The organism is Bacillus sp. NPDC077411 (assembly GCF_044543425.1).
Lineage (GTDB): Bacteria > Bacillota > Bacilli > Bacillales > Bacillaceae_G > Bacillus_A > Bacillus_A bruguierae.
Map to the genome: position 1 here is coordinate 138,268 of NZ_JBITWA010000010.1, position 26,864 is coordinate 165,131.

Genomic DNA, 26,864 nt, shown 5'->3' on the forward strand with positions numbered 1-26,864 from the left:
GTAAAGGGATATATGATAATCACACATATAAGTGGTTGAAGATGGGAATCTCAATTGAATAAGTCAATAAAAATTATAGACAAGGCATAAAAAAAGAGTAGTGGTCATGTTGTGTTCTGCATAACAGTGACTTCTATGCCGAAAAATTAAAATGGATTTATATATATTTTGAAAACTAGAAAAATATTTCTATAAGAATATAAATATTTTCTACGTGAATCATTTTTATAATAATTTTGTAGGAAAGTTTATTTTTAATTGAGTACAGGTGTTATTGCTTTATACAATAAGTTGTTTTTGTATGGGGATTAAGTTTATATGTTTTTTTGAATATTGATGTGGATTATATAGCAGTAAAGCTATATAAAAAATGTTTTTTTATATTAGGATAGTGAGGATTTTAATAATAAAATTTTAAGGCAAATTACTACAAAAAAAGACATTGACTGGATAAAAAAACAAATATAATCTGTAAATAATTCTAAAAATTTACAATGATTTTACAAAAAAATACAAAATAGTGTGTTATTTTTATAACAGCCCTGTGGTTTTGGAAGTATTAATTGAATATTTAGATTCCAGTTATTGTAAACGTTGGATTATTAAATGTCATTAAAAGAAGCCAAATTCTCAGCTTTTATTTGTATTTCAAATGTAACCAGAGAGGTGATTTATTTATGGAAATTGCTATGTTATTTCCAGGGCAGGGCTCACAGTACATAGGTATGGGGAAAGATTTGTTTGAAAACTATCAGGAAGCCCGTTTAGTCTTTGAAGAAGCCAGTGATCTTTTAGGAATGAATATTAAATCGCTATGTTTTAATGAACATGATTTGTTAACGAAAACATCCTATGCACAACCTGCTATAGTCACTGTTAGTTTAGCTGCTTATCAAGCCTTTATGAGTGAATTTGGGATTAAACCCGTTATTTTTGCAGGGCATAGTCTAGGTGAATACTCCGCCTTAATTACAAGTGGTACTTTAAAACTTGAAGATGGATTAAAGCTTGTTAAGTTAAGAGGGGAGCTAATGCAGCGAGCTTCTGAGGACAGTGATGGTAGAATGATATCAATTTCTCATTCAAAGCTAGATGATTTAAGAGGGATTTGTGACAGTTTAAAAAATGAAGGGTATTTTGCTGTGATTTCCTGTTATAACTCTATAAATCAATACACTATTTCTGGAGAGAAAAAAGCAATAGATAAAGTTATACAATCTTTACAGCATTTTAATATTAAGTATACAACTTTGAAAGTTTCAGGAGCATTTCATAGTTTATTAATGCAAGAAGCAGCAAATAAACTAACTAAAACTATCAAAGCGATTGATTTTGGATCGGGATGTAATGTCATTTCAAATTTAGAAGGATTACCATATTTTTGCCCTGAAGATGTTAAAAGGGGATTAATATTACAAATTACGCATCCAGTACAATGGTGGAATACAATGAAATATATTAGAGAAAAACATATTATTAAAGCGATAGAAATGGGGCCAAGGGCGGTTTTGAAAAATTTATGGAATCAGTTAAATGGCCCAAACCATGCTATTTCAATTACAAACTCAAACGATATGAGTCGAGCAAAAAAATGGCTTGATGATATAGAAAGAAATAAGGATGAATCATTTAAAGCAGTGTTATCATCGACTGTTTTATAAGAGGTTGAAATAGGAAATTACATATCTAGAATTATAAATTAAATTTTATTTTTAACATAAAAAAATATATCAGAGAAGGATTTAGGGAATATATTTTATGAGGCCTTGTCATGATTAAAATCGGTATGATTATAACAAGAAGGCACTTAAAGAATATTTCCTTAATACAATGGCTATATTTGAAATATTAATTAAGGAGTGTATTTCTATTGCTAGCTAATCAAACTTTAGTAGATGTTATAGTGGGATTGAAAAATGAAAATAAAACTGGAATTACTTTTGTAGAAAATGGAAAAGAAGAAACTTTCTTATCTTATCGTGAATTGTATATGGAGTCAATGAATGTCCTAGCAAATTTACAATTAAGAGGATTAAAGCCAGGAGATGAACTTGTATTTCAAATTAATGAAAATGACCAAAGAGCTTTTTCGACAGTATATTGGGCATGTATTCTTGGGGGAATTATTGCGGTTCCTGTTACGGTAGGGAGTAATAGCATTCATAGAAAAAAATTGTTCAATATATGGAAAATAATGAACAACCCTCATATTATTACAACTCAACAAATTATAGATAAACTCTTTTTTTATACAAAAGAGTTAGATGATATTGAGATTATAAATGAAATTAATCAAAAAGCAATTCTAATTGAAGAATTTCACGATTCTACCATAGAAGCTAGTATTAATCAGGCAAATCAGGAAGATATTGCTATGATTCAATTTTCTTCAGGTTCAACAGGTTTACCTAAAGGGGTAACATTAACGCACAAAAATCTTATTTATAATACAAAGGCAATTAATGCTCGCTTGGAGGTAGGTATAGAAGATAGTTTCTTAACGTGGATGCCGTTGACTCATGATATGGGGTTAATCGCTTTTCATATTGCTCCTATTGTTGCTGGTGTAAATCAGACTTTGATGCCAACTGCACTATTTATAAGAAGGCCTTTGCTTTGGATTACAAAAGCACATGATCATAAGGCGACTATTCTTTCATCTCCTAACTTTGGCTATAAATATTTTTTAGAAAGAGTAAACAAAGAAAAACTAGAGAATTTAGATTTATCTAGTGTGAAAGTGATTTTAAATGGTGCCGAACCAATCAATGCTGATCTTGTTGATGAATTTTTAAAATATCTTGAACCATACGGATTAAGGCAAGATTCAATGCATATGGGTTATGGAATGGCTGAAGCTTCGGTTGGAGTTTCAATTGGTCGTTATCACTTTGATAAGATTTATCTAAATAGGCACATTTTGCAAGTAGGTAGACAAGTTGAGGAAGTTAAGCCACAGAGTGAAGAGGGACTAGTATTTGTGAAAGAAGGATTCCCTATCAATGATTGTAAAGTACGTGTATGTGATGAAAACGAAGAAGTATTACCTGAAAATGTTTTAGGTAATTTGCAAATAAAAGGGAAAAATGTAATGAGAGGCTACTACAATAATCCAGAAGCTACAGCAGAAGTGATAACAAGTGATGGTTGGATTAGAACTGGTGATTTAGGATATATAAGTTCAGGGGAGATTGTAGTAACAGGTAGGGCGAAAGATGTCATATTTGTTAATGGACAAAATGTTTATCCGCATGATATTGAGAGAATTGCAGAAGATATTGAAGGAATTGAACTGGGAAGGGTAGTTGCTTGTGGTGTAAGGAATTCTGAAACACAAGTAGACGATATTGTGATTTTTGTTTTATATAAAAATAGTTTAGATAACTTTATACATTTAGCAAAAGAGATTCGTAGCTATATTAATGAACGTACAGGATGGAAAATTTCTGATGTAATACCAATTAGGCAAATCCCAAAGACTACTAGTGGGAAAGTACAACGCTATCAATTAGCTAAGGAGTATTTAGAGAAAAAATATGAAGATATTTCTAATGATTTAAAAAAATTAATATCAAGTAATGATGAGCAAATTAAGGAAGAGACGGAGATTAATAAGAAGATTGATATAGAAAGAATAAAACAAGTTTTTTTAAGTGTTTTGAAAATTAATGAAGTTGATGTGAACGGAAGATATTTTGAAATGGGGATATCATCTATTCAACTTGTCCAAATTGCAGAAGCAATTGAAAATGAACTTAATATTAGTTTGGAAGTATCTGATTTTTTTGAAAATCCGACAATTAGCTTGTTAACTAAATCAATAGAGAAATTGGAAGGCGATAGACAGAAAGAAAAGAAGGGACAAAAAGAGAAGCGTATTAAAGATGATATCGCTGTAATTGGGATGTCTGGATTATTTCCAAAATCGAACAATATTGAGACTTTTTGGAGAAATATTGTAGGTGGAAAAGATTGCATTGATTCCCTTTCGTCACAAAGACTTAAAGATACTCAGCATTTTATTCGTAGTTTAGGTTGGAGAACAGAAGATATTACCTTATTAGAAGGGGGATACTTAGAGGACATCGATAAGTTTGATTATTCGTTTTTTAATATGACCCCTAAAGAAGCTAGTTTGATGGATCCAAATCAAAGACTATTCTTACAAATAGCTTGGAATACGTTAGAAGATGCAGGATATGGTGGAGGAAAGCTTTCAAAAAAATCTGTAGGTACTTTTGTAGGTTTTTCTAAAAATGGATATGACTATGAACGTCTTTTATCAGAAACTAATCCGGAATCTTTAGCACAATATGCAGTTGGTAACTTAGCTTCTATTATTTCTGGCCGAATTGCTTATTTATTAGATTTTAAAGGTCCTGCGATGACAATTGACACTGCTTGTTCATCTTCTTTAGTGGCAGTTCACTCAGCTTGTCAAAGTTTGTTAAGTGGAGATTGCGAAGTTGCTTTAGCTGGAGGAGTAAAAACAACAATTTTACCTATGGAAGTAGGAATTGGAATTGAGTCTTCAGATCAGCGAGCTCGACCTTTTGATAATGAAGCGGATGGAACAGGGCTTGGTGAAGGTGTAGGGGCTATATTATTAAAACCACTGAAAAAGGCAATTGAAGATGGTGACCATGTGCATGCTGTAATTAAAGGAAGTGCTATTAATCAAGATGGAACGACCGTTGGAATTACAGCACCAAACTCTCAAGCTCAAGGTGATCTTATTGTCCAAGCTTGGAAAAACTCTGGAATTGATCCGAAGACTATTGGATATTTAGAAGCTCATGGAACTGGTACTTCTTTAGGTGATCCGATAGAAATTAAAGGGATTAAAAGAGCTTTTGAACAGTTTACTGATCAAAAGCAATTCTGTGCAGTTGGTTCAGTTAAAGCAAATATTGGCCATCTTTATGAGTGTGCAGGTATAGCCGGCTTAATAAAAGCTATATTGTGTATGAAAAACAAGATGATACCGCCATTAACTCATTTTAATAAACCAAACAAAAAAATTCATTTTGAAGATTCGCCATTATACGTTCCAACACAGCCGACAATGTGGAAAACAAGTGACCATCCACGTAGATGTGGAGTTAGTTCATTTGGATTTAGTGGAACGAATTGTCACGTAGTTTTAGAGGAGTTTATAAAAGATAAAAATGTGGACAAAAAAAATGCGGATTTAGAAAATATGTACACTTTATCTGCACACTCAGTAGCTACTTTGAAAGAAATGGCTCAAAAGCATGTTGAATATCTTCTTTTGAATACTGAGGTGTCTCTTGAGGATGTATGTTATACGTTGAATACAGGTAGAAGGCATGAGCGGTATAGATTAGCAATTATGGTGAAAAATATTGATGAACTAATAAATAAGTTGACTTCCTTTATTCAAGGAAGTGAAGATACTTATCTGTATACTAATGTATTAACTGTAGATAATGAGTCGTATGATTTACTACAGCAAACAAATGAGCTTATAGAGAAGAGCAAAATAAATTCTAATAATAGAAAAGAGTTTATAACATATTTATGTAAGTTATATATTTTGGGGAAAGAAGTAGATTGGGAACATATATATAGTGATGGTCAGAAGAGGAGAAGAATTTCTCTTCCAGTTTATCACTTTGATCAACAGAGATGTTGGGTTGAACAAGAAGAGCAAGTAATAGTAAAAACAGAAGAGGTGCCAGATATGATATCAACTGATCGTGTTATATCCGTATTAAAAGAAATCATACAAAAAACAACTGGTTTTTCGCTGGATGAGATTAATAAAGCGAGTAATTTTTTAGAAATGGGACTCGATTCAATTATGCTTACTCAAGTGAGAAAAGAGATTATAAAAGAATTTAACATTGAAATTCCAGTTGAAAATTTCTTTGAGTCACTTACGACGTTGGATAAATTATCTATGTTCATTGCTAATTCGGGTGCAACAATAGTGAATCAATCTGAGCCACATGTGAAAATAATAGAATCAAAAACTAATAGTAAAGATATGGGGAAATTTAATAAATTAGAAGAGCCAGTTGAGCAGATGGCTAAACCACAGTTCGTTCAAAATTCAGTAATGGGAGAGATTATAAGTCAACAGATTGCAACACTTAATCAGCAACAACAAAGCATGACAAATCTTTTTAATCAGCAATTACAATATCTAGGGCTTGAGCGTACAACGGCAGAGTCTGCAGCATATGAGCAAGTTGCGACAAGTTTAGAAGTTCCAACTTCTGAAAGAAGGAATGAGATAACTAGAAAAAAAAAAATTCTAACTAATGTAATTGAGAAGGAAAAGTCTAAGCCATTTATTCCGTATCAGCCACTTATTCTTGAAGAAGAGGGAAACTTTACACTAGAGCAAAAGGAATTTCTTAATAAATTTATCGAAAATTATACAAAACGTACAGAAAAATCAAAACAATATACTCAAAAGACTCGTTATGTACATGCTAATAATCGAAATGTTGCTGGATTTCGTTCTTATTGGAAAGAATTAAATTATCCAATTATCGCAGAGAAATCATCTGGGTCTAAAATGTGGGATTTAGATGGAAATGAATACGTTGACTTAACTATGGGGTTTGGAGTTAACTTATTTGGTCATAATCCAAAATTTATAAACCGTGAATTAATGCGAAAAATTGATACTGATTTCCCTCCATTAGGCCCTATGTCTAATACTGCAGGGAAAGCGGCGCAATTAATTAGTGAATTAACTGGTGTTGAACGCGTAGCTTTCTACAATTCAGGAACTGAGGCAGTTATGGTAGCTTTGAGATTGGCAAGGGCAAAAACGGGTCGTTCTAAGATCGTTCTGTTTGCAGGCTCGTATCATGGTACGTTTGATGGTGTACTAGCAGTTTCCGATCCGAATAGTGATGAAGGGAACGCATTGCCGATGGCTCCAGGCGTAACTGCAGGAATGATGGAAGATATAATTATTTTAAATTATAACAATCCAAAATCTCTAGATATTATTAGAGAACAAGCCCATGATATTGCAGCGGTCTTAGTTGAACCGGTCCAAAGTAGAAGACCAGACCTTCAACCAAAAGAATTTTTACAAGAGCTAAGAGATATCACACGAAATTCGGGCACAGCACTGATTTTTGACGAAATCATTACTGGTTTTAGAATTCATTTAGGCGGAGCTCAAAAGTGGTTTGATATCGAAGCGGATTTAGTAACTTACGGAAAGATAGTTGGGGGTGGCTTACCTCTTGGAATTGTTGCTGGAAAAGCTAATTTTATGGATGGAATAGACGGAGGTTTTTGGAATTTTGGTGATAAATCTTATCCGGTAAATGCTGATAAAAAGACATTTGTGGGAGGAACATTCTGTACACATCCACTCGCTATGGATGCCGCTATTCAAGTATTAGAGTATATGAAGCAACATGGAAACGAATTACAGGAGAAACTAAATCAAAGATGTGAACAGTTAATAGAAAAGCTCAACCAAGTATTTAAACAAAACGAGATTCCTATTTATATGGTCAACTTTGGATCATTATTTAGATTTGTATCTTTTGGTGATATAGAACTTTTCTTTTACTTACTTCTTGATAAAGGTATATATATATGGGAAGGCAGAAACTGCTTTTTATCAATTGCCCATACTGATGATGATATAAATCGTATAATACAAGCAGTTGAAGCTACAATTAAGGAATTACAAGATATCGGTTTTTTTCCTAAGAAGAATATGAAGGAAAGCAAAAATGAACACGTTTTTGATAAAAATGCTCACAAAAAAAATAAAATTATTCCATTAACAAAAGAACAGCAGCAAATATGGTTTGCAGTTAATGCTAGAGAATCTGATTCATCTGCTTTTATAGAAACTGTTGCCTTGGAAATTAAAGGTGAAGTAAGAATAGATATTTTAAATCAAGCCTTTGAAACGATCGTCGAACGTCATGAAGCACTGCGTTCAGTTATTGATTTGAACGGTGAATATCAAGAGGTTTTATCAAGCATCGACATTCCTGTTGAATTTACAGATCTATCAAATAATAAATCGCAGTCTCAAGGTAGGGGATTAAAGAAGTGGTTTGAGGAAGAGGGGCTTGCTCCATTTGATTTTGATTGTAAAAAACCATTGTTCAGAGTGCACGTTGTAAAGCTGGACTATAATCATTATGCACTATTTGCTTCTTTTCACCACATTATCATTGATGGCTGGTCAATTGCATTAATTGTAAAAGAGTTAGAGCAGCTGTATACATCGTATTGTCGAGGAGAAAGAAATGTTTTACTATCAAGCCCGGTTCAATTTCAAGAATATAGTTCTTGGCAAAAAGAACAATTATCATCTTTATTAAGTGAAGAAGCATTATCTTATTGGGAAAATAAGTTACCTGCATCACCGATAGGATTGAACTTACCCTCTACACACGGTGGAATCATAAAGAAGAATTTTAAAGGAAAAAGGGAAAGTTTAAAAATTGGTCCAAGCTTAACAAGGAAATTGAAGGAGTTTAGCCTTCAACAAGGCAATAGTTTATTTGTAACTTTACTAGCGGTATATAAAGTGTTACTTCACCGTTTAACAGGGGAAAAAAGGTTGATTGTCGGAGTCCCGACATCAGGACAAGCACAAATGGACGAGTATCTATTAGTTGGGAACTGTGTAAATGTATTACCTATTTATACTGAAATCAGTGAGAAAGAGATCTTTACTAACTATTTATCTAAAGTGAAACAAGTTATGAAAGAAATGAATAAGTTTCAAAATTTCTCGTTTGCTAGCTTAGCAGAACAATTTGAGAATGCTGTAGCACCGGAAATTAACGCCGTTTTTAATATGGATAGACCATTAAAACAGTTATATTTTAATGAGGCAATAGTAAATGTAATTCCTTCTGTAATCCAATGTTCAAAATACGATATTTTCTTAAATGTTATGGAACAAAGTGGTGAACTGAGTTTTGACTTTGATGTAAATACGGATATTGTGACACCAGGAGTACTTTTATGTTGGAAAAACTATTTTACTAAATTAATTGAGAGTTTAATAGATGAAAGCAATGAAGAGATATCTAATATATCCCTTTTGACAAATGAAGAATTGAGAAATCGGGATAAATTGGAAAGCGGCACTCATTTATTAGATCAATATGGAAACCCATCTTTAGTTGGTGCAGTGGGTGAACTTTATGAAGCGGATAAACATCAATCTAATAAAATGAAATCTACTGATTTACTAGGTTTATATAATGAGGATGGTAAATTCGTTCATATGGGATCTGTAAAAGAGCGTAAGTTGATTAAAGGCCATAACGTCTATTTAAGTAAGCTACGATCCTATTTAGAATCTAAAGAAGAAATAGAACAAGCGTATGTCATGGAATATATAGAAGACAATGAAAAAGAGAAAGCAATAATAGCCTTTGTTAAAAGTCATAATAATAATAGTGATGCTGCTCATTTGAAAAAACAATTGTCAGATGAAATTACTGAATATTATGTACCTAAGGAGATAATAATTGTTGATACATTTCCTAAAAAGGCAAACGGAGATATTGATGAACAGGTGCTTGTATCATTAAGAAATAAAACAAGATCTATTGAATTTGAAATATTAACAAAGACTGAACAAGCTGTACTAGAAATCTGGAGAAATGTGTTAAAGACTCATGATATTAGTAAGGATGATAATTTCTTTAATTTAGGTGGAGGCTCTTTAGAAGCAACAACTATACTTGCGCGACTACAAGGTAAGTTTGAGAAAGAGTTGCCAATTAGTACAATTTTTAAGGCTCAAACTATAAAAGAGCTTGCTGAGTTTATAGATGATGCCAAAGAGGATATATATCAACCGATCATTCATTTAGAGGACAGGGAATATTTTGATATATCAACAGCTCAAAGACGGATGTTCATTATGAATGATATGGGTGGTGGTACAGCATATAACATCACTGGTAGAGTAGATATTGATGGAGAGCTAGATGTAACGCATTTTCTAGCAGTATTAAATGAATTGTTAGAAAGACATCAATCATTTAGAACATCGTTTGAAGTTAGAGGAGATCGTATTGTTCAAACTATAGATAAGAGCGTAGAATTCGATATTAAAGTGACTAATATTAATGAATCTGAATTAAATCAGGTGGTTACTGATTTTGCAAGACCATTTAATTTGAAGAAAGCCCCTTTAATTCGAGTAGAGCTATTTTGTATAAATCCAGGACAATATGTTCTAATGCTAGATATGCATCATATCATTGCTGATGGGGTTTCAATGTCAATTTTTATAGAAGAATTAATAGACTTATATACAGGTAAAGTACTACCTGTATATAAAATAGAATATACAGATTTTGCTCATTGGCAAAACTCTAAGTTTTTTCAGGATAAAAAAGCGAAGCAAGGCGAATATTGGATAAATAAATTAAAGGATAAATGGCAACCCAATAAATTATTGCCAACTGATTTTATAAGACCAAAATTTCAAAGTTTTGAAGGAGCAGTATTAAAATATGATTTAGATTCAGAAGTTATTAATTATTTACAAGAGATAGCTAATAAAAATGGTGCAACACTATACATGGTATTTATGGCAGCGTACCATATATTATTATCTAAAATAAAAGGAGAACAAGATATTTCTTCTGGAACGGTAGCAGCTGGAAGAACACACTTGGATTTTGAACGTATTATTGGCATGTTTGTCAATACATTAGTTATTCAGAGTAATCCGAATATTGAAAAGAAATTTATGTCATACTTAAATGAAATGAAAGAAAGTTGTATTCAAGCATTTGAAAATCAAGAGTATCCATATGAAGAGTTAGTTGAGAGCTTAAGAAGAGAAATTGATTTAAGTGAGGGGCAACTTATAGATACACTTTTTGTTATGCAGAACTTTGATATGGGAGAGAAAGAAGCTAAAGGTATTACTTTTTCCCCTAGTGAAATTATTCCAAGTGTGACGCAATTTGATTTGATCTTTAGTATTGACGAGTGGAGAGGGAATTACGCTGTAAGAGTGAATTATTCTTCAAAGTTATTTAAGGCTGAAACAATAAATAACTTAATGGAGCAGTACAAGTACTTACTTAAATCAATTGCTGTTAATAGTGAATCTACTATTGAGGAATTGCATAATAAACTGGAAATAGGAGAACAAAATTGCATGACGATTCAATCACTTTTCCAATTACAAGTAGAGAAAAGCCCGAATCAAATTGCAGTATCATTTAATGGTCAAAATATCACGTATCAAGAATTAAATGCAAAAGCAAATCAAATTGCAAACGCTCTAACAAGTCGTGGAGTGAGTAATGAAAACGTAGTAGGTATTATACAAGAGCGTTCGATTAATAATTTAATTAGTACGTTAGGTGTGTTAAAAGCAGGCGCCGCATATTTACCTATTGATCCTAATACTCCTAAAGAGCGAATGAAACATATGCTTTCAGAAAGTAAAGCAGATTTTATCATTGTACAGGATCAATTTAAAGATATAGAAGGTTTATCTTGTAAGGTATTAAATATAGCGGATTCATCTTGGTTCAGGGAAGAAAAAACAGCTAATTTACAAGTGACTTATGAACCTAGTCACTTGGCATACGTTATCTATACTTCTGGAACTACTGGTCTACCTAAGGGGGTTTGTATAGAGCAATCAGCAATTACCAACACATTACTATGGAGAAAAGAAGAGTATGCATTTAAGAAAACGGATAAAGTAATGCCGCTTGTGTCCAGTTCTTTTGATGCATTTGTCTCAGCGTTATTTACTCCTTTATTGTCAGGTATAACAGTAATTCTACCTACTCATGATGAAATTAGAGAGCCCGTTTTAATAAAAAGACTAATTTTAAATAAAGAAGTGACGCATATAGTATGCACACCTTCGATTTATGTAACAATTTTAGAGGCTCTAACAGTTGAAGAAGCTAAATCAATACGTGCTATTACTTTAGGTGGAGAAAAAATAAGTAAACAATTATTAGAACGTAGTGAAACAAAGTTACCTCATATTGAATTAATTAATGAATATGGCCCTACAGAGTATAGTGTTATTACTACTTTTAATAGAAATATGAGTAGCAAACAGCTTAATAACATTGGGAAAGCAATTAACAATACTGATATTTTTATTTTAGATGAACACTTACAAGTTCAACCAGAAAATGTACCAGGTGAATTATGTGTAGGAGGAAAAGGACTTGCTAGAGGGTACTTAAACAATACACAACTTACTAACGAAAAGTTCATTGCTCACCCAAGCTATAAAAAATCAAAACTTTATCGTACAGGCGATTTAGTATGTAAACAATCCGATGGGACATTTGAATATTTAGGTAGGATTGATGAACAAGTTAAGATTAGAGGACATCGCATTGAGCCTTCTGAGATTGAAAGTGTAATAATGACACATGAGGCTGTTAAGGAAGCGGTAGTTCTAGCAAAGGAAAGTAGCAGTGATACAGAATTATGGGCTTATGTAGTACTTGTTCATCCTCTATCAGAGGCCGAGTTGAAGAAATATTTAATGACGAAACTACCTACGTATATGATACCAACTAATATTATTTTCCTTAGTAATATACCATTAACGCCAAATGGGAAAATAGATAAAAGATCACTTAGTCAGTTAGACATAAAATCATTAGAACAAAAAGATAAGAACTCATCATCCCATAATATTGAGGCTAAATTAGTTGAGGTGTGGAAAGAAGTATTGGATATAGACCATTTAGAAAAAGACACCCATTTTCTTGAATTAGGTGGGCATTCTTTAAAGGCTACGTTACTTACGGCTAAGGTAAATCAAGAATTTGAAATAGAATTGCTTTCGAGGGAGTTATTTCAAGCGCCAACATTTAATCAATATTTAGATGTTGTATCAAAAGCACAAAAGACTAAATACCAGCCAATGGAAGTTATGGAGGAGCAGGAGTATTATCCTGTCTCTTCTTCCCAAGAAAGATTGCTTGCAGTTCAGAATATGGATGAAACTGGTTTAGCTTATAATATGTCGGCGGCATTGATTCTTGAAGGAGAAGTAGATAAAGAGCGTGTAGAGAAAGTATTTAACACTTTAGTGGAGAGACATGATGCTTTTCGCACAGAATTTGATTATATAAATGGAGAAGCAGTTCAGAGAATATCTAAGAATATTACTTTTAAAATAGATTATTTAGAAATTGATGATGTGAACGAATTAGAACCTTTAATTCGTAAATTTATTCGTCCTTTTAATGTTAATCAGGCACCATTACTACGTGTAGAACTTATTAAATTAAAAGGCCAGTACTTGCTCAATATAGATATGCATCATCTTATTGCAGATGGTATATCGGTGGATTTAATTATTTCTGAATGGAGCCGACTATACAATGGAGAAGAATTGCCACCGTTAAGAGTACAATATAAAGATTATGTATCTTGGGCTAACGCTAAAGAACAAAATGATATGCAAGAAAAAGAAAGATATTGGTTAGATCAGTTTAAAGGCGAAATTCCAATATTGGATATGCCGACTGATTATTTGAGACCTCAAATGCAAAGTTTTGAAGGTGACACGTACAAATTTATGTTACCAGATGATATAAAAGAAGGTTTAAAAACCTTAAGTGAGACAACTGATACAACGTTATTTATGATTATGCTAGCTGCTTATCACACCTTGCTTTCTAAGTATACCGGCCAAGAGGATATTATTGTCGGAATTCCTGCTGCTGGAAGGATGCATGAAGATACAAAAGGTATTGTTGGCTTATTTGTAAATACATTAGCTATTCGAAATTATCCAATGGCAAATAAATCTTTTCATAATTTCCTAGCGGAAGTAAAGGAAACAATCTTAGGCGCTTTAGATCATCAAGACTATGCTTTTTCAAATTTAGTCAACAAATTAGGATTAACGAGAGATCTAAGTCGTAATTTCCTATTTGATACGATGTTCTCGTTTTTCAATACTGATTCTCAGCAATGGGATACAAAAGATTTGAGTATTAAACCGTATGAATTTAAAACAAATATCTCTAAATTTGATTTTGTTTTAAATGCAGAGCAAAAAGCTGATGACATTTATTTAGAATTTGAATACTGCACAAAATTATTTAAGTCAGAGACTATTGAACAGCTTGGACGTCACTATATTCATGTATTAAGGGAAGTAATCTTAAAAGGAGATACAGAGCTTTCACAAATAGAAATTTTGGATAATAAAGAGAAAGCGAGTATGGATTTCAAATTTAATAATACTTTTAAAGATCGTCAGGGAAGTCAACCACTACACTACTATGTTGAAGAGCAAGTACGAAATAACCCTAAGGAGATTGCAGTAGTATTTGAAGATAAAAAATTAACTTATAAAGAACTCAATGATTATGCCAATGAACTAGCAAACTTGCTCCTAAGTAAAGGGATTAATGCATCGCATAGAGTGCCAATTATTATGAACAGGGACCTTGAAGTAGTTGTATCAATGTTAGCGGTTATGAAGATAGGTGCTGCATTTGCACCTATAGATATAAACTGGCCGGTTAATCGCAAAATAGATGTTTTAAAAGAACTAGAGAGTCCAGTGGTTATCACAAATGAAAAGTTAACTAATGTTAATGGGGAACTACCATATGAATTTTATTATATCCAATTGGAAAACTTTTCAGGAGTAGATAAAAATCCTGATGTAGAAGTAGATAAAGAGGATCCTCTCTATGTCATCTTTACTTCTGGTTCAACAGGAAAGCCTAAAGGAGTAATTGTTCCGCATAGAGGTGTGATAAATCGTTTACTTTGGATGAATGATTATTATGGTATTGAATCGGCAAAAAGCGTACTTCAAACAACTGATCATATTTATGATAGTGTAGTTTGGCAAATTTTTTGGCCGTTGATGAATGGTGGTAAGACAACTCTTACAAATAAGGAAGATACTTTAAATGCTGATTACATTTGTTCAATTGTACATGAACAGAAAATTACAATGACTGATTTTGTACCATCTGTGTTCAATACGATAGTAAGTCAACTTGAAAAAAATCAGGTTATTCATGAGAAGTTAAAATCTCTTATGCAAGTCATTATTGGGGGAGAAGAAATTACACCTAAGACTGTTCAATATTTTATTAAGGTATTTCCACATGTAAAAGTTACAAATTTATATGGTCCTACGGAAGCGAGTATTGGTTGTATATTCTATGAAGTTAATGGTCATGAGGATAAAATTCCAATTGGTAAACCAATAGATAATACAAAGATTTATATTCTAGATCAATATTTAAAACGCGTACCAGTGGGTGTTCCAGGGCATTTATATATATCAGGTGAACCACTTGCAATTGGGTATTTAAATAATGAGAAAGCTACACGGGAAGCCTATATTGAAAATCCTTATGGAACAGAAGGCTATAAAAAAATGTATAAAACGGGTGATGTAGCAAAGTACTTGCCGGATGGAAATATTGCATATCTCGGAAGGTCAGATCTTCAAATTAAAATTAGAGGATATAGAATTGAATTAAATGAAATTGAATTTTATTTAGAACAATTTGAAGAAATTAACGAAGCGATTGTAACAACTCAAGAAATAAATGGTACTACGTTCTTATTTGGATATGTTGTCGGAGAGAAAAACATCGATTTAGAACAAATTCTCGAAGCGCTGGCAAAGCAATTGCCTGAATATATGATTCCGACTAAATTAATGCAAATAGACAAAATCCCAATTGCTTCTAGTGGTAAAGCGAATAGAAAAGCATTGCCGAAGTTTGATTGGACGGATAGTGTAGTCTCTTATGAATCTCCTAAAAATGAGATGGAGGAATTATTGACGCAAATTTGGATAGAAGTTTTAAATATATCAGAAGTAGGGACTCATGATAACTTCTTTCATATAGGTGGAGATTCAATAAAAGGTTTGCAAATTATTTCAAAACTAAAGGCTAAGGGTTATGAATTAACGTTAAAAGACTTATTCCAAAACCCAAAGATTCAAAATCTAGCACTATACGTGAAAAAGAATGCAAGAATACCAAATCAAGGTCCTATTGAAGGAGACGTGATTCTGTCTCCGATACAAAGCAGGTTCTTTAAAGAACAGGGGAAAAGTTTGAATCACTTTAATCAATCTGTAATGTTATTTAATTCCGAAGGTTTTAATGAAGATTACATTAAACTTGTATTTGAAAAACTATTAACACATCATGATGCATTGCGAATGAAGTATGAAAATGAAAGTGGTTTATTTAAACAAACGAATACAGGTATAGATAATATTACTGTAGATTTAATTGTCAAGAATTTTGAAGATTATGATAATGTCGATGGATTAATAGAATTAGAGGCAAATCAAATACAAAGTAGTTTAAACATTTTTGAAGGTCCATTGATGAAAGTGGGTTTATTTAAAACAAGTGATGGAGATCATTTATTAATTGTTATTCATCATCTTGTAATAGATGGTGTATCGTGGAGAATTATATTACAAGATTTGGAATCCCTGTATACAGGATTAATTACAGGAAATAAAATTCAATTACCACCAAAAACGGATTCATATCAAAAATGGGCAAATCACCTTTATCAATATGCTACAAGTGAAGAACTTTTAGTAGAAAAAGAATATTGGTTAAATGTTCAACAAGATCCAGCTCACTTAATTCGAAAGGATAAACATGCAGAAGATGATACTTTTGGTGTAAGTTCAAATATCGAATTTACTTTAGACAATGAATACACTAAAAAATTATTAAACGAAGCTCATCAAGTATATAACACAGAAATCAGTGATATTTTATTAACTGCATTAGGATTAAGTATGGCCGAGTGGAAAAAATCTGGACAAACATTAATTTACTTAGAAGGTCATGGGAGAGAATCCTTTATAGAAGATATTGATATTTCTAGAACAGTTGGATGGTTTACGTCTTTATATCCGGTATTACTGGATATAGATGTGGAAAAGGAACTTTCCTACCAAATAAAGCATGTGAAGGATAGTATTAAGCGTATTCCTAATAAAGGATTCGGTTACGCTGTACTGAAATATTTGAATGAGGCAGCTAAAGTAGAGCTAAACCAAAAACCAGAAGTTAGTTTTAATTACCTTGGTCAATTTGATACGGATGTAAACACAAGTTTATTTAACTATTCGAATATCTCAAGTGGTCAAGAAATTGGTAAGGATATTGTTAGATCAGTTGTTTTAGATATTAATTGTATGATTAAAGATGGGCAGTTAACGGTTGTTTTTAATTACAATACAAAAGAATTTAAAGAGAGTAATGTTCAACAACTTGTAGAGTTGTATCAGCAAAAATTAATTGAAATTATTAATCATTGTTGTAATAAGACAGCTGTAGAAAAAACACCAACAGATTTTACCTATAATCAATTATCTATTGAGGAATTAGGGAACCTTGCTAATAAATTGTCTCTAAAACTAAAATCTTAAAAAGGTGGTTAGCACATTGAACGAGGTAGCTATAAAGAATATCTATCCATTAACTCCTATGCAGGAAGGGCTACTATTTCATGACATGTTGAATAATGAATCTGAAGCCTATTTTGATCAGACTGTTATTACAATCAAAGAAAAGCTAGATTTAGATTTATTTAGAAAAAGTTTTCAATTGCTAGTTAATCGACATGATGCTTTACGAACTTTATTTGTATATAAAGAAACAAAACAACCCCTCCAAATTATCTTGGAGGGGCGGGATGTAGACGTTAAATATGAGGATATTTCATATTTATCGCAGATAGATCAAGATAAATATATAACGGATTTTACTTCTCAAGATCGACAAGATCGTTTCGATCTTGAGAAGGACACTCTAATTAGAATGACAGTATTAGATTTAAATAAAAGCAGTTGCAAGCTAATCCTTAGCTTTCACCATATTATAATGGATGGTTGGTGTATTGGAACAATTATCAAAGATTTATTTCAAATATATAGAGCGATGAAACAGAATACGGAATTAAATTTGGATCCTGTTTATCCATATAGCGAGTATATCCATTGGCTTGAAAAGCAAAATAAAATGGAGGCTAAAGCATACTGGGAACAGAATCTTGAGGGGATAACAGGTAAGAGTACAATTTCAGGTGATAATCAACTAAATAAAATTACCGAATATAAATTAGAAAATAATATTTTTACATTTGATAAGGAATTAAGTTCCAAATTAACTCAAATTGCTCAATATAATGAAGTTACTATGAGTACTGTTTTTCATGCCTTATGGGCTATATTACTTCAAAAATATAATTATACAGACGATGTTGTTTTTGGATCAGTAGTTTCTGGACGACCACCTGAGGTTGAAGGTATTGAAAATATGATAGGGCTATTTATCAATACAGTACCTATACGTGTACAAGCTAGAAATCTTAATACTTTCTCTGAACTAGTACTTCATGTTCAAGAAACAATGATGAATGCAAATAAGAATCATTATATTTCTCTTGCAGATATTCAAGCGCTTAGTCCTATAAAAAGCGATCTAATCCATCACATTATTGCATTTGAGAATTATCCAGTATCTGAAGAGATATCAGGTGAAGGTACAGAGACAATTGTTCAAGTTGGTGAAGTGGATGGTTTTGAACAAACTAATTATGATTTTAATATAGGGGTTATACCTGGAGAGGAATATAAGATTAAGTTTGCATACAATGCTTATATTTATAGTCAAGATCATATTGAAACATTGAAATCTCATCTTAAAGAAATTGCACTTCAAGTTGCAGAGCATCCAATGATAAAGCTAGAAGATATTCATATGATAAACCTTGAAGAGAGACAGCTTATTGTATGCGATTTTAATAACACTAGTACAAGTTTTCCTGAAGACAAAATGATTCATCAGCTCTTTGAAGAACAAGTAAAGAAAATGCCTGATCGACTTGCTATAGTATCAGGAGAAGAGAAGCTTAGTTATAAGGAATTAAATGAAAAATCAAATGATCTTGCTCATATTCTAAGACAAAAAGGAGTAGAGGCGGATCAAGTTATTGGAATAGCAACAACACGCTCATGTGAAATGATGATTGGGTTAATGGCTATTTTAAAGGCCGGAGCTGCCTATTTACCAATTAATCCAAATGATCCAGTAGATAGGATTCGATATATTTTACAAGATAGTGGTGCGAAAGTGGTATTAGCTCAACAGCAGTTTGTAAGCCAAGTAAGAGGTTATGATAATCAATTAGATATTATTAATATCAATAAGGATAAGAGTTATAATACTCTTGATTTAGAGCCAGTAGCTTCTCCAAATCATTTGGCGTATATTATATACACTTCGGGTTCAACCGGTAGGCCTAAAGGTGTAATGATTGAACATAAATCGTTAATCAATCGTCTAAATTGGATGCAAAAAAAATATCCACTTAATGAAACAGATGTGATTTTACAGAAGACTTCTTATACGTTTGATGTTTCAGTTTGGGAGCTTTTTTTATGGGCATTAAGTGGTTCAACTTTATGTATGTTAGCACCAGAAGAAGAGAAGGATCCAGAAAGTATTGTACAAGCAATAAATAAGTATTCAGTAACTAACTTACATTTTATTCCGTCCATGCTATCTGTATTTTTAGATTATGTTCAGGCTAAGCGAGTATTTAAAGAACTTCGCAGTATTAGGAGAGTTTTTACAAGTGGTGAGGCGTTACTACCAGTTCATGTTGAACAATTTAACAAATTATTATATGAAGAAAATGGGACAAGTTTGCATAATTTATATGGTCCTACAGAAGCGACAATTGATGTTACTTATTATGACTGTCCTATAACTGGTGATGTTAATATAGTACCGATTGGAAAACCAATTGATAATACTCGTTTATACATTGTAGACCAAGCTGGGAAATTATTGCCTATTGGTATCCCCGGGGAACTTTGTATTGCTGGAGTAGGTTTGGCAAGAGGATATATAAATAATCGGAAATTAACAGAAGAAAAGTTTTTATTAGGACCTGTCGAAAATGAACGAGTATATAGAACTGGGGATTTAGCTCGCTGGCTACCTGATGGAAATATTGAGTATTTAGGTAGAATGGATCACCAAGTTAAAATTAGAGGATTTAGAATTGAATTGGGAGAGATTGAAACTAAATTACTGAATAATCGGAATGTAAAAGAGGCTATTGTGGTTGCATATGATGATTACAAATTAGGAAAGTATTTATGTGCATACTTGGTAACTGAATTTGATTTAGAACCTGAAGCGGTTAAAGAGTACTTAAGGCTTTCTTTGCCAGAGTACATGGTGCCAACACATATGGTTATATTAAATGAATTACCGCGTTTATCAAATGGAAAATTAAATCGTAAGGCGTTACCAAAACCAGAGCAATTAGTAAGTAGTACTACTTATGTTCCGCCAAGTAATGAAATAGATCGTAGATTAGTAAAGATATGGGAAAATGTTTTAAACATGAATCATATTGGAATAAAAGATCATTTCTTTGAATTAGGTGGTCACTCTTTAAAGGCAACTTTATTGTTAGTAGCAATTAATAGCGAGTTTAATATCAACATTAAATTAAAAGATATATTTGACTATCCAACTCTTGAAGAGCTGAGTTCTTTAATAGCAAAACAAGATCAAAGTTTAGCATATAGTGAAATTAATCCAATTGATGATGGTAGAAGTTATTATCCAGTATCATTTTCACAAAAACGACAATTGGTATTAACGCAATTAGAAGATACTGAATTATCTTATAACATGCCTGCCGCTCTAATGATTCATGGTGAAATTAATAAAGACCGAGTTGAAGAAGTTTTGCAAAAAATTGTAGATAGACATGAAGCATTTCGAACTTCTTTTCATTGGAATGAAGGGCAACCAGTACAAAAAATTCATGAGAATATTGAATTTGAATTAGATTACAAAACGATATCTGAAAAAAATAAACTAGAAAAAGTAATGATAGAGGATGAGATAAGAAGCTGTATACATTCATTTGATTTAGAAGTTCCGCCCTTACTAAGAGCAACGTTAATAAAATTTGAAGAAACTAAGCATTTATTAGTAATTGATATGCATCATATTGTTTCTGATGGTGTATCTATATCAATTTTAGTTAATGAATTCAACAAATTATACAGTGGTGATTCTCTCGAACCTTTATCAATTCAATACAAAGATTATGCAGTATGGCAAATAGAAGAGGTAGAGAAGGGGAAAATGAAAGAGCAAGAGAGTTATTGGATGAACATTTTTAAAGATGAAATTCCTATTCTAAATTTGCCGACGGATATGTCCAGACCGACACTACAGACATTTAAAGGATCAACAATTACTAGAATATTAGATAAAAAGATAACAGAAAAAATTAGTAAAGTAATGAAGGAACAAAATGTGACACTGTATATGGTCCTTTTAACAGCATATAACGTTTTGTTATCTAAATATTCAGGACAAGAAGATATTATTATAGGCTCACCTGTTTCAGGGAGAAGGCATCCAAAAGTTAATAATACGATAGGAGTATTTATTAATACAGTAGCTCTAAGAAATTTTCCTTCTGCACAAAAGACTTTTGCTGAGTTTTTATTAGAAGTAAAAGAAAATACTTTATCAGCATTTGAACATCAAGAGTATCCATTTGAAATGTTAGTAGAGAAATTAGATTTGCGAAGAGATATTAACAGAAATCCAATTTTTGATACGATGTTTGTTATGCAAGAAGGAAATCAGCAAATTAAAGTAGACGGCACACGAATTACGCCAGTTTCTTACAATCCTGAAGTATCTAAATTTGATTTAACATTAAGTGCAGCTGAGGATCATGAAACAATACAATTAAATTTTGAATATAGTTCCGCGTTATTTTATCCACAGAGTGTGGAAAGAATAGCTAATCATTTCATGCAGATTTTAGATAGGTTATTAGAGAACCAAAATGCTAAGATTAACCAAATTAATATGGTGTCATTATTAGAAGAAAATACTCTTATTAGGGAGTTTAACCGGACAAATAAATACTATCCAAAGAATGAAACGATTCATCAAATGTTTGAAAAGCAGGTAGAGAGAACACCGGATCGTATTGCGGTTCGATTTGAAGGAAGCACGTTGACTTATCGTCAATTAAATGAAAAGGCTAATCACCTTGCCCGAGTACTACGTGGAAAAGGTGTGGCTAAGGATCAGATTGTAGGAATTTCCGTACATCGTTCTCTTGAGATGATGATTGGTTTGCTTGCCATCTTAAAAGCGGGTGGGGCATATTTACCAATCCAGCCGGAAGATCCAACTGAACGTTTTAACTATTTAATAGAAGATAGCCAAACGAATCTTGTTTTAACACAAAGACATTTGAAAGATGAACTTGAATCTCGTCTAAGAGATGTTGAAATAGTTTCAATTGAAGATGAGTTGTTAGTTTCAACTGTTGAATCCAGCCAAAATTTAAACTTGGATTATCATGAAAATGATATGATGTATGTCATTTATACATCAGGATCTACCGGAAAGCCAAAAGGTGTTATGGTTGAACACGCTTCCCTTATTAATCGTTTGAATTGGATGATTGATGCGTATCAATTCGACCAAAATGATATTATTTTACAAAAAACACCGTATACCTTTGATGTTTCTCTTTGGGAACTATTTGCTTGGGCACTTCAAGGTGCATCAGTTAGCTTCTTACCTCCAGGTGGTGAGAAAGATCCGTCTATTATTACAAAAACTATTGAAGATAGTAAAGTAACCATTCTTCATTTTGTACCGTCTATGTTAAATGCATTTTTAGAGTACGTGAAAGAAAGCGGTACGGCAAAACGGTTACAAGGTGTACGATATGTTTTTGCCAGTGGAGAAGCATTGATGTCAGAACATGTAAAACGGTTCAATAATCTGTGGCATCATGAATGTGGAACAACATTGCATAACTTGTATGGACCAACTGAGGCGACAGTAGATGTATCGTATTATGACTGTCCTACTGAAAATGAGGCTGTACCAGATTTAATTCCAATTGGCCGACCAATTGACAATACTCGTTTATATATTCTTGATCAGCATAAACAAGTTGTACCAATTGGGGTTTCCGGTGAATTACACATTGCAGGCGATTGTCTCGCAAGAGGGTATTTGAACCGGGAAGAATTAACAGCGAAGACTTTTGTGAATGATCCATTTGTTGAAGGGGAAAAAATGTACAAAACAGGTGACCTTGTACGCTGGAAAGAAAATGGAGAAATTGAATATCTGGGGCGTATTGATCACCAAGTGAAAATTAGAGGCCATCGTATCGAGTTAGGAGAAATTGAACAAACGTTATTACAACATGAGGTGGTTCAAGAAACTGTAGTTTTAGCTAAACAAAATAAAAATGAAAGTCCAATATTATGTGCATATATTGTAAGTCATACACCAATTTCAGAAATAGCATTTAGGAACTATTTAAATAAGCGATTACCTGAGTATATGGTTCCAAAATTGTATATTCAATTAGAACAAATGCCACTTCTATCAAATGGTAAAGTAAACCGTAAAGCTTTACCAGATCCAGCAGGACAATTAAAGGTTACTGTCAATTATGTACCACCTGCAAATGAGATTGAGAAATTATTAGTGAACATTTGGAGTGAAGTACTAAATTATGATGGAGAAATTGGAACTCATCATAATTTCTTTGAACTAGGAGGAGACTCGATTAAGGCAATTCAAGTTGCAACGAGATTAAATAAATTTAATTTAAAAATGAATATTAAAGATCTTCTTCAACTTCAAACTATAGCAGCGCTTTCACCTTATATAAAAGAAGAGCGTCGTAAAATCGAACAAGGAATAGTTACAGGAAAGGTTAAACTATCACCAATTCAAAAATGGTTCTTTGAAGAGTCATGTGAAGATATGGAACATTGGAACCAATCTGTTATGCTCTACAGTGAAATGAATTTAGAAAAAGATGTTTTAAAAATAGTATTCGAAAAATTGGTAGAACATCATGATGCTCTTAGAACAACTTATAAGATAGAGGAAAAAGATTATATAGGTGTAATAAATGATGTTACACATACTGCGTATTCATATGAAGTAGTAGATTTAAGAAAAGATAGTAACTATTTAGAGGAAATTGAGCGTATAGCAAATCAAACTCAAAAACAAATAAATTTATATGAAGGGCCTTTGGTGCATACGAAGGTGTTCCAAACAGAAAAAGGGGACTATCTATTAATAGTTATTCATCATTTAGTTATAGATGGTATATCTTGGAGAGTTATTCTAGAAGATTTAGAGAGCGGTTATATGCAAGGGGTAAATGGAAAAGATATTGTTTTTCAAGATAAGACAAATTCTTGGAAAGACTGGATTAATGAAATTTATGAATATGTTCAAACAAACGAGTTTAAAAAACATAAAGGGTATTGGAGTAGTATTGAAAATAAGACATATCATAATCTATTTAAAACTGTATCAGATAAAGAACGAACTTTTGAAAATATGGACCAATTTACAGTGGCTTTATCCAAAAAAGAAACGGATCTTTTATTGAGTGAGGCACATTATGCATACGGGACAGAAATAAACGATTTATTATTAACTGCACTCGGTATGGCTCTTAAGAGTAGTTTTAATCGATCTGATTTTACCATTACTCTTGAGGGGCATGGTAGAGAAGAGTTATTTAAGGATATGAATGTCACAAGAACTGTTGGTTGGTTTACAACAATGTATCCTATTCATTTGGATATGCAGTTTAGCGAAAGTTTATCGTATCAAATTAAACATATAAAAGAAAGTTTACGTCGTATTCCTAATAAAGGAATTGACTATGGTATTTACAGATATATAAATCCAAGTACATTAAATCAAGCTATAGGACAAGAAATTAGATTTAATTACCATGGTCAGATAGAGCAAGAAACTAAATCGCATATATTTGCAAATTCAAATTTATCTACAGGGAAATCTGTAAGTCCAAATGCTATGGCACCGTTTGCTTTAGATATTAATGGAAGTGTTGAAGAAGATTCATTACTTATAAAAATTGAATTTAATAAGTATCAATTTTCAATAGAAGATATTATGAAACTGGCAAATGAATTTATTCACCGTTTGTTGGAAGTGATTAATCATTGTACGAATAAGACTGAAAAGGAACTAACACCTAATGATGTTGGCAATGCAGATCTATCAATAGAAGACCTAAATAGTATTTTAAATTTTTATAATGATTAAAAATGTGGGGTGGATTGTTTGATTCCTAAATTACAAGTACAAAGTGTATTTAATTTGACACCTATGCAAAACGGAATATTATTTCATGAGCTAATGGATAAAGAATCATTTGCTTATTTTGAACAAGTTAGTTGTACGATAGATAGAACACTAGATATGACAGTATTAAGAAAAAGCTTAAAAATCCTGTTTGATCGCCACGAAAATCTAAGGGGAAATATATTTTACAAGAATATTGAGGAGCCGAAGTTTGTTGTATTTAAAGAAAAAATTCCTCATATTCAATTTGAAGACTTTTCAAAACTGGATGACGTAGAATGTAAATTATCTGTTGAACAGTTCTTGAAAAAAGATAAAGAAAAAGGATTCAATTTACTTACAGATGATTTATTAAGAATTTCTGTTCTTATAATGAATGATAAAAGTTGTAAATTTGTTTTAAGCTTTCATCACATTATAATGGATGGTTGGTGCGTAGACATTGTTTTAAAAGATTTATTTGAAGTTTACGAATTACTTCTTAAGGAGAAACCGGTTCTTCTAGAACCTGTTTCTCCTTATAAAGGATATATAAATTGGTTAGAGCAACAGGATAAAGAAGAGGCATTGTTTTATTGGAGAAATCATCTTAGTGATATTGAGGAAAAAAGCTTACTTCCTTCAAGTTTACGTAATAGTAGTAATAATAGGTACATGTTAGAAAATTATACGATGTCTTTCAGTGAAGAAATGACAGAAGGATTAACAGAACTTGCTCGGAAATTTAGGGTAACTTTAAGTACAGTTGTACATACATTGTGGGGAGTCCTATTACAAAGATACAACAATACAGATTGTATAGCCTTTGGTTCAGTGATTTCTGGAAGACCTTCAGAAATTCAAGGAATTGAAAATATGGTCGGTTTATTTATTAATACGATTCCTTTAGTAGTACAAAGTGGAATTTCAGAAACTTTTTCAAGTTTATTAAATAAAGTACATCAAAATATGATAAATGCTAATGAGTATGGTTACATTTCTTTAGCGGATATACAAGATGTTAGCCCTCTAAAAAATAATTTAATTCATCATATTATGGCATTTGAAAACTTTCCAGGAAATGATGAATTAGATGGGAGTTATGAGGAAAATTTTGAAGTTTTAGATATGGATGGTTTCGAACAAACGAATTATGATTGTACTATTTCTGTTATTCCTCGTAAAGAGTTATGCGTTAAATTTAGTTACAATGCATTAGCTTACAAGGAAAGCAAAATTAAAATGATAGCAAAGCATTTTAGGAGAATTGCACAACAGATAATAGAAAATCCCGATATTGCTATTTCAGATATGAAAATTGTGTCTAAAGAAGAACAAGAGATTCTTCTGAAAGACTTTAATCATACAGCTTATGAATATCCTAAGCATGGAACGGTTCATCAATTGTTTGAAAAACAAGTGGAGAAAACACCAGATCATATTGCGGTTCGATTTGAAGGAAGCACGTTGACATATCGTCAATTAAATGAGAAAGCTAACCTTCTTGCCCGAGTACTGCGAGAAAAAGGTGTCGAAAAGAATCAGATTGTAGGAATTGCCGTACATCGTTCTCCTGAGATGATGATTGGGTTGCTTGCCATCTTAAAGGCGGGCGGGGCGTATTTACCAATCCAGCCGGATGATCCAACTGAACGTTTTAACTATTTA

At 32.2% G+C, this 26,864-nt stretch carries 4 protein-coding genes; all 4 read left to right on the plus strand.

Annotation, left to right across the window (positions count from 1 at the left end; genetic code table 11):
* Nucleotides 1–677 precede the first annotated feature (677 nt).
* The gene (locus ACIGHG_RS14765; RefSeq protein ID WP_396549110.1) at nucleotides 678–1,661 is read left to right on the plus strand and encodes an ACP S-malonyltransferase; all 984 of its coding nucleotides are present in this window, start codon (nucleotides 678–680) and stop codon (nucleotides 1,659–1,661) included.
* Between the two features lie 209 nt (nucleotides 1,662–1,870).
* Complete coding sequence (locus ACIGHG_RS14770) at nucleotides 1,871–17,428, plus strand: amino acid adenylation domain-containing protein (RefSeq protein ID WP_396549112.1); 15,558 nt, start codon at nucleotides 1,871–1,873, stop codon at nucleotides 17,426–17,428.
* A gap of 16 nt (nucleotides 17,429–17,444) precedes the next feature.
* Nucleotides 17,445–25,178 (plus strand): amino acid adenylation domain-containing protein, encoded by a 7,734-nt coding sequence (locus ACIGHG_RS14775; RefSeq protein ID WP_396549114.1) that lies wholly within the window; start codon nucleotides 17,445–17,447, stop codon nucleotides 25,176–25,178.
* An 18-nt stretch (nucleotides 25,179–25,196) separates the two neighbouring features.
* A partial coding sequence (locus ACIGHG_RS14780) for a condensation domain-containing protein (protein ID WP_396549116.1) occupies nucleotides 25,197–26,864 on the plus strand: 1,668 nt, incomplete at its 3' end.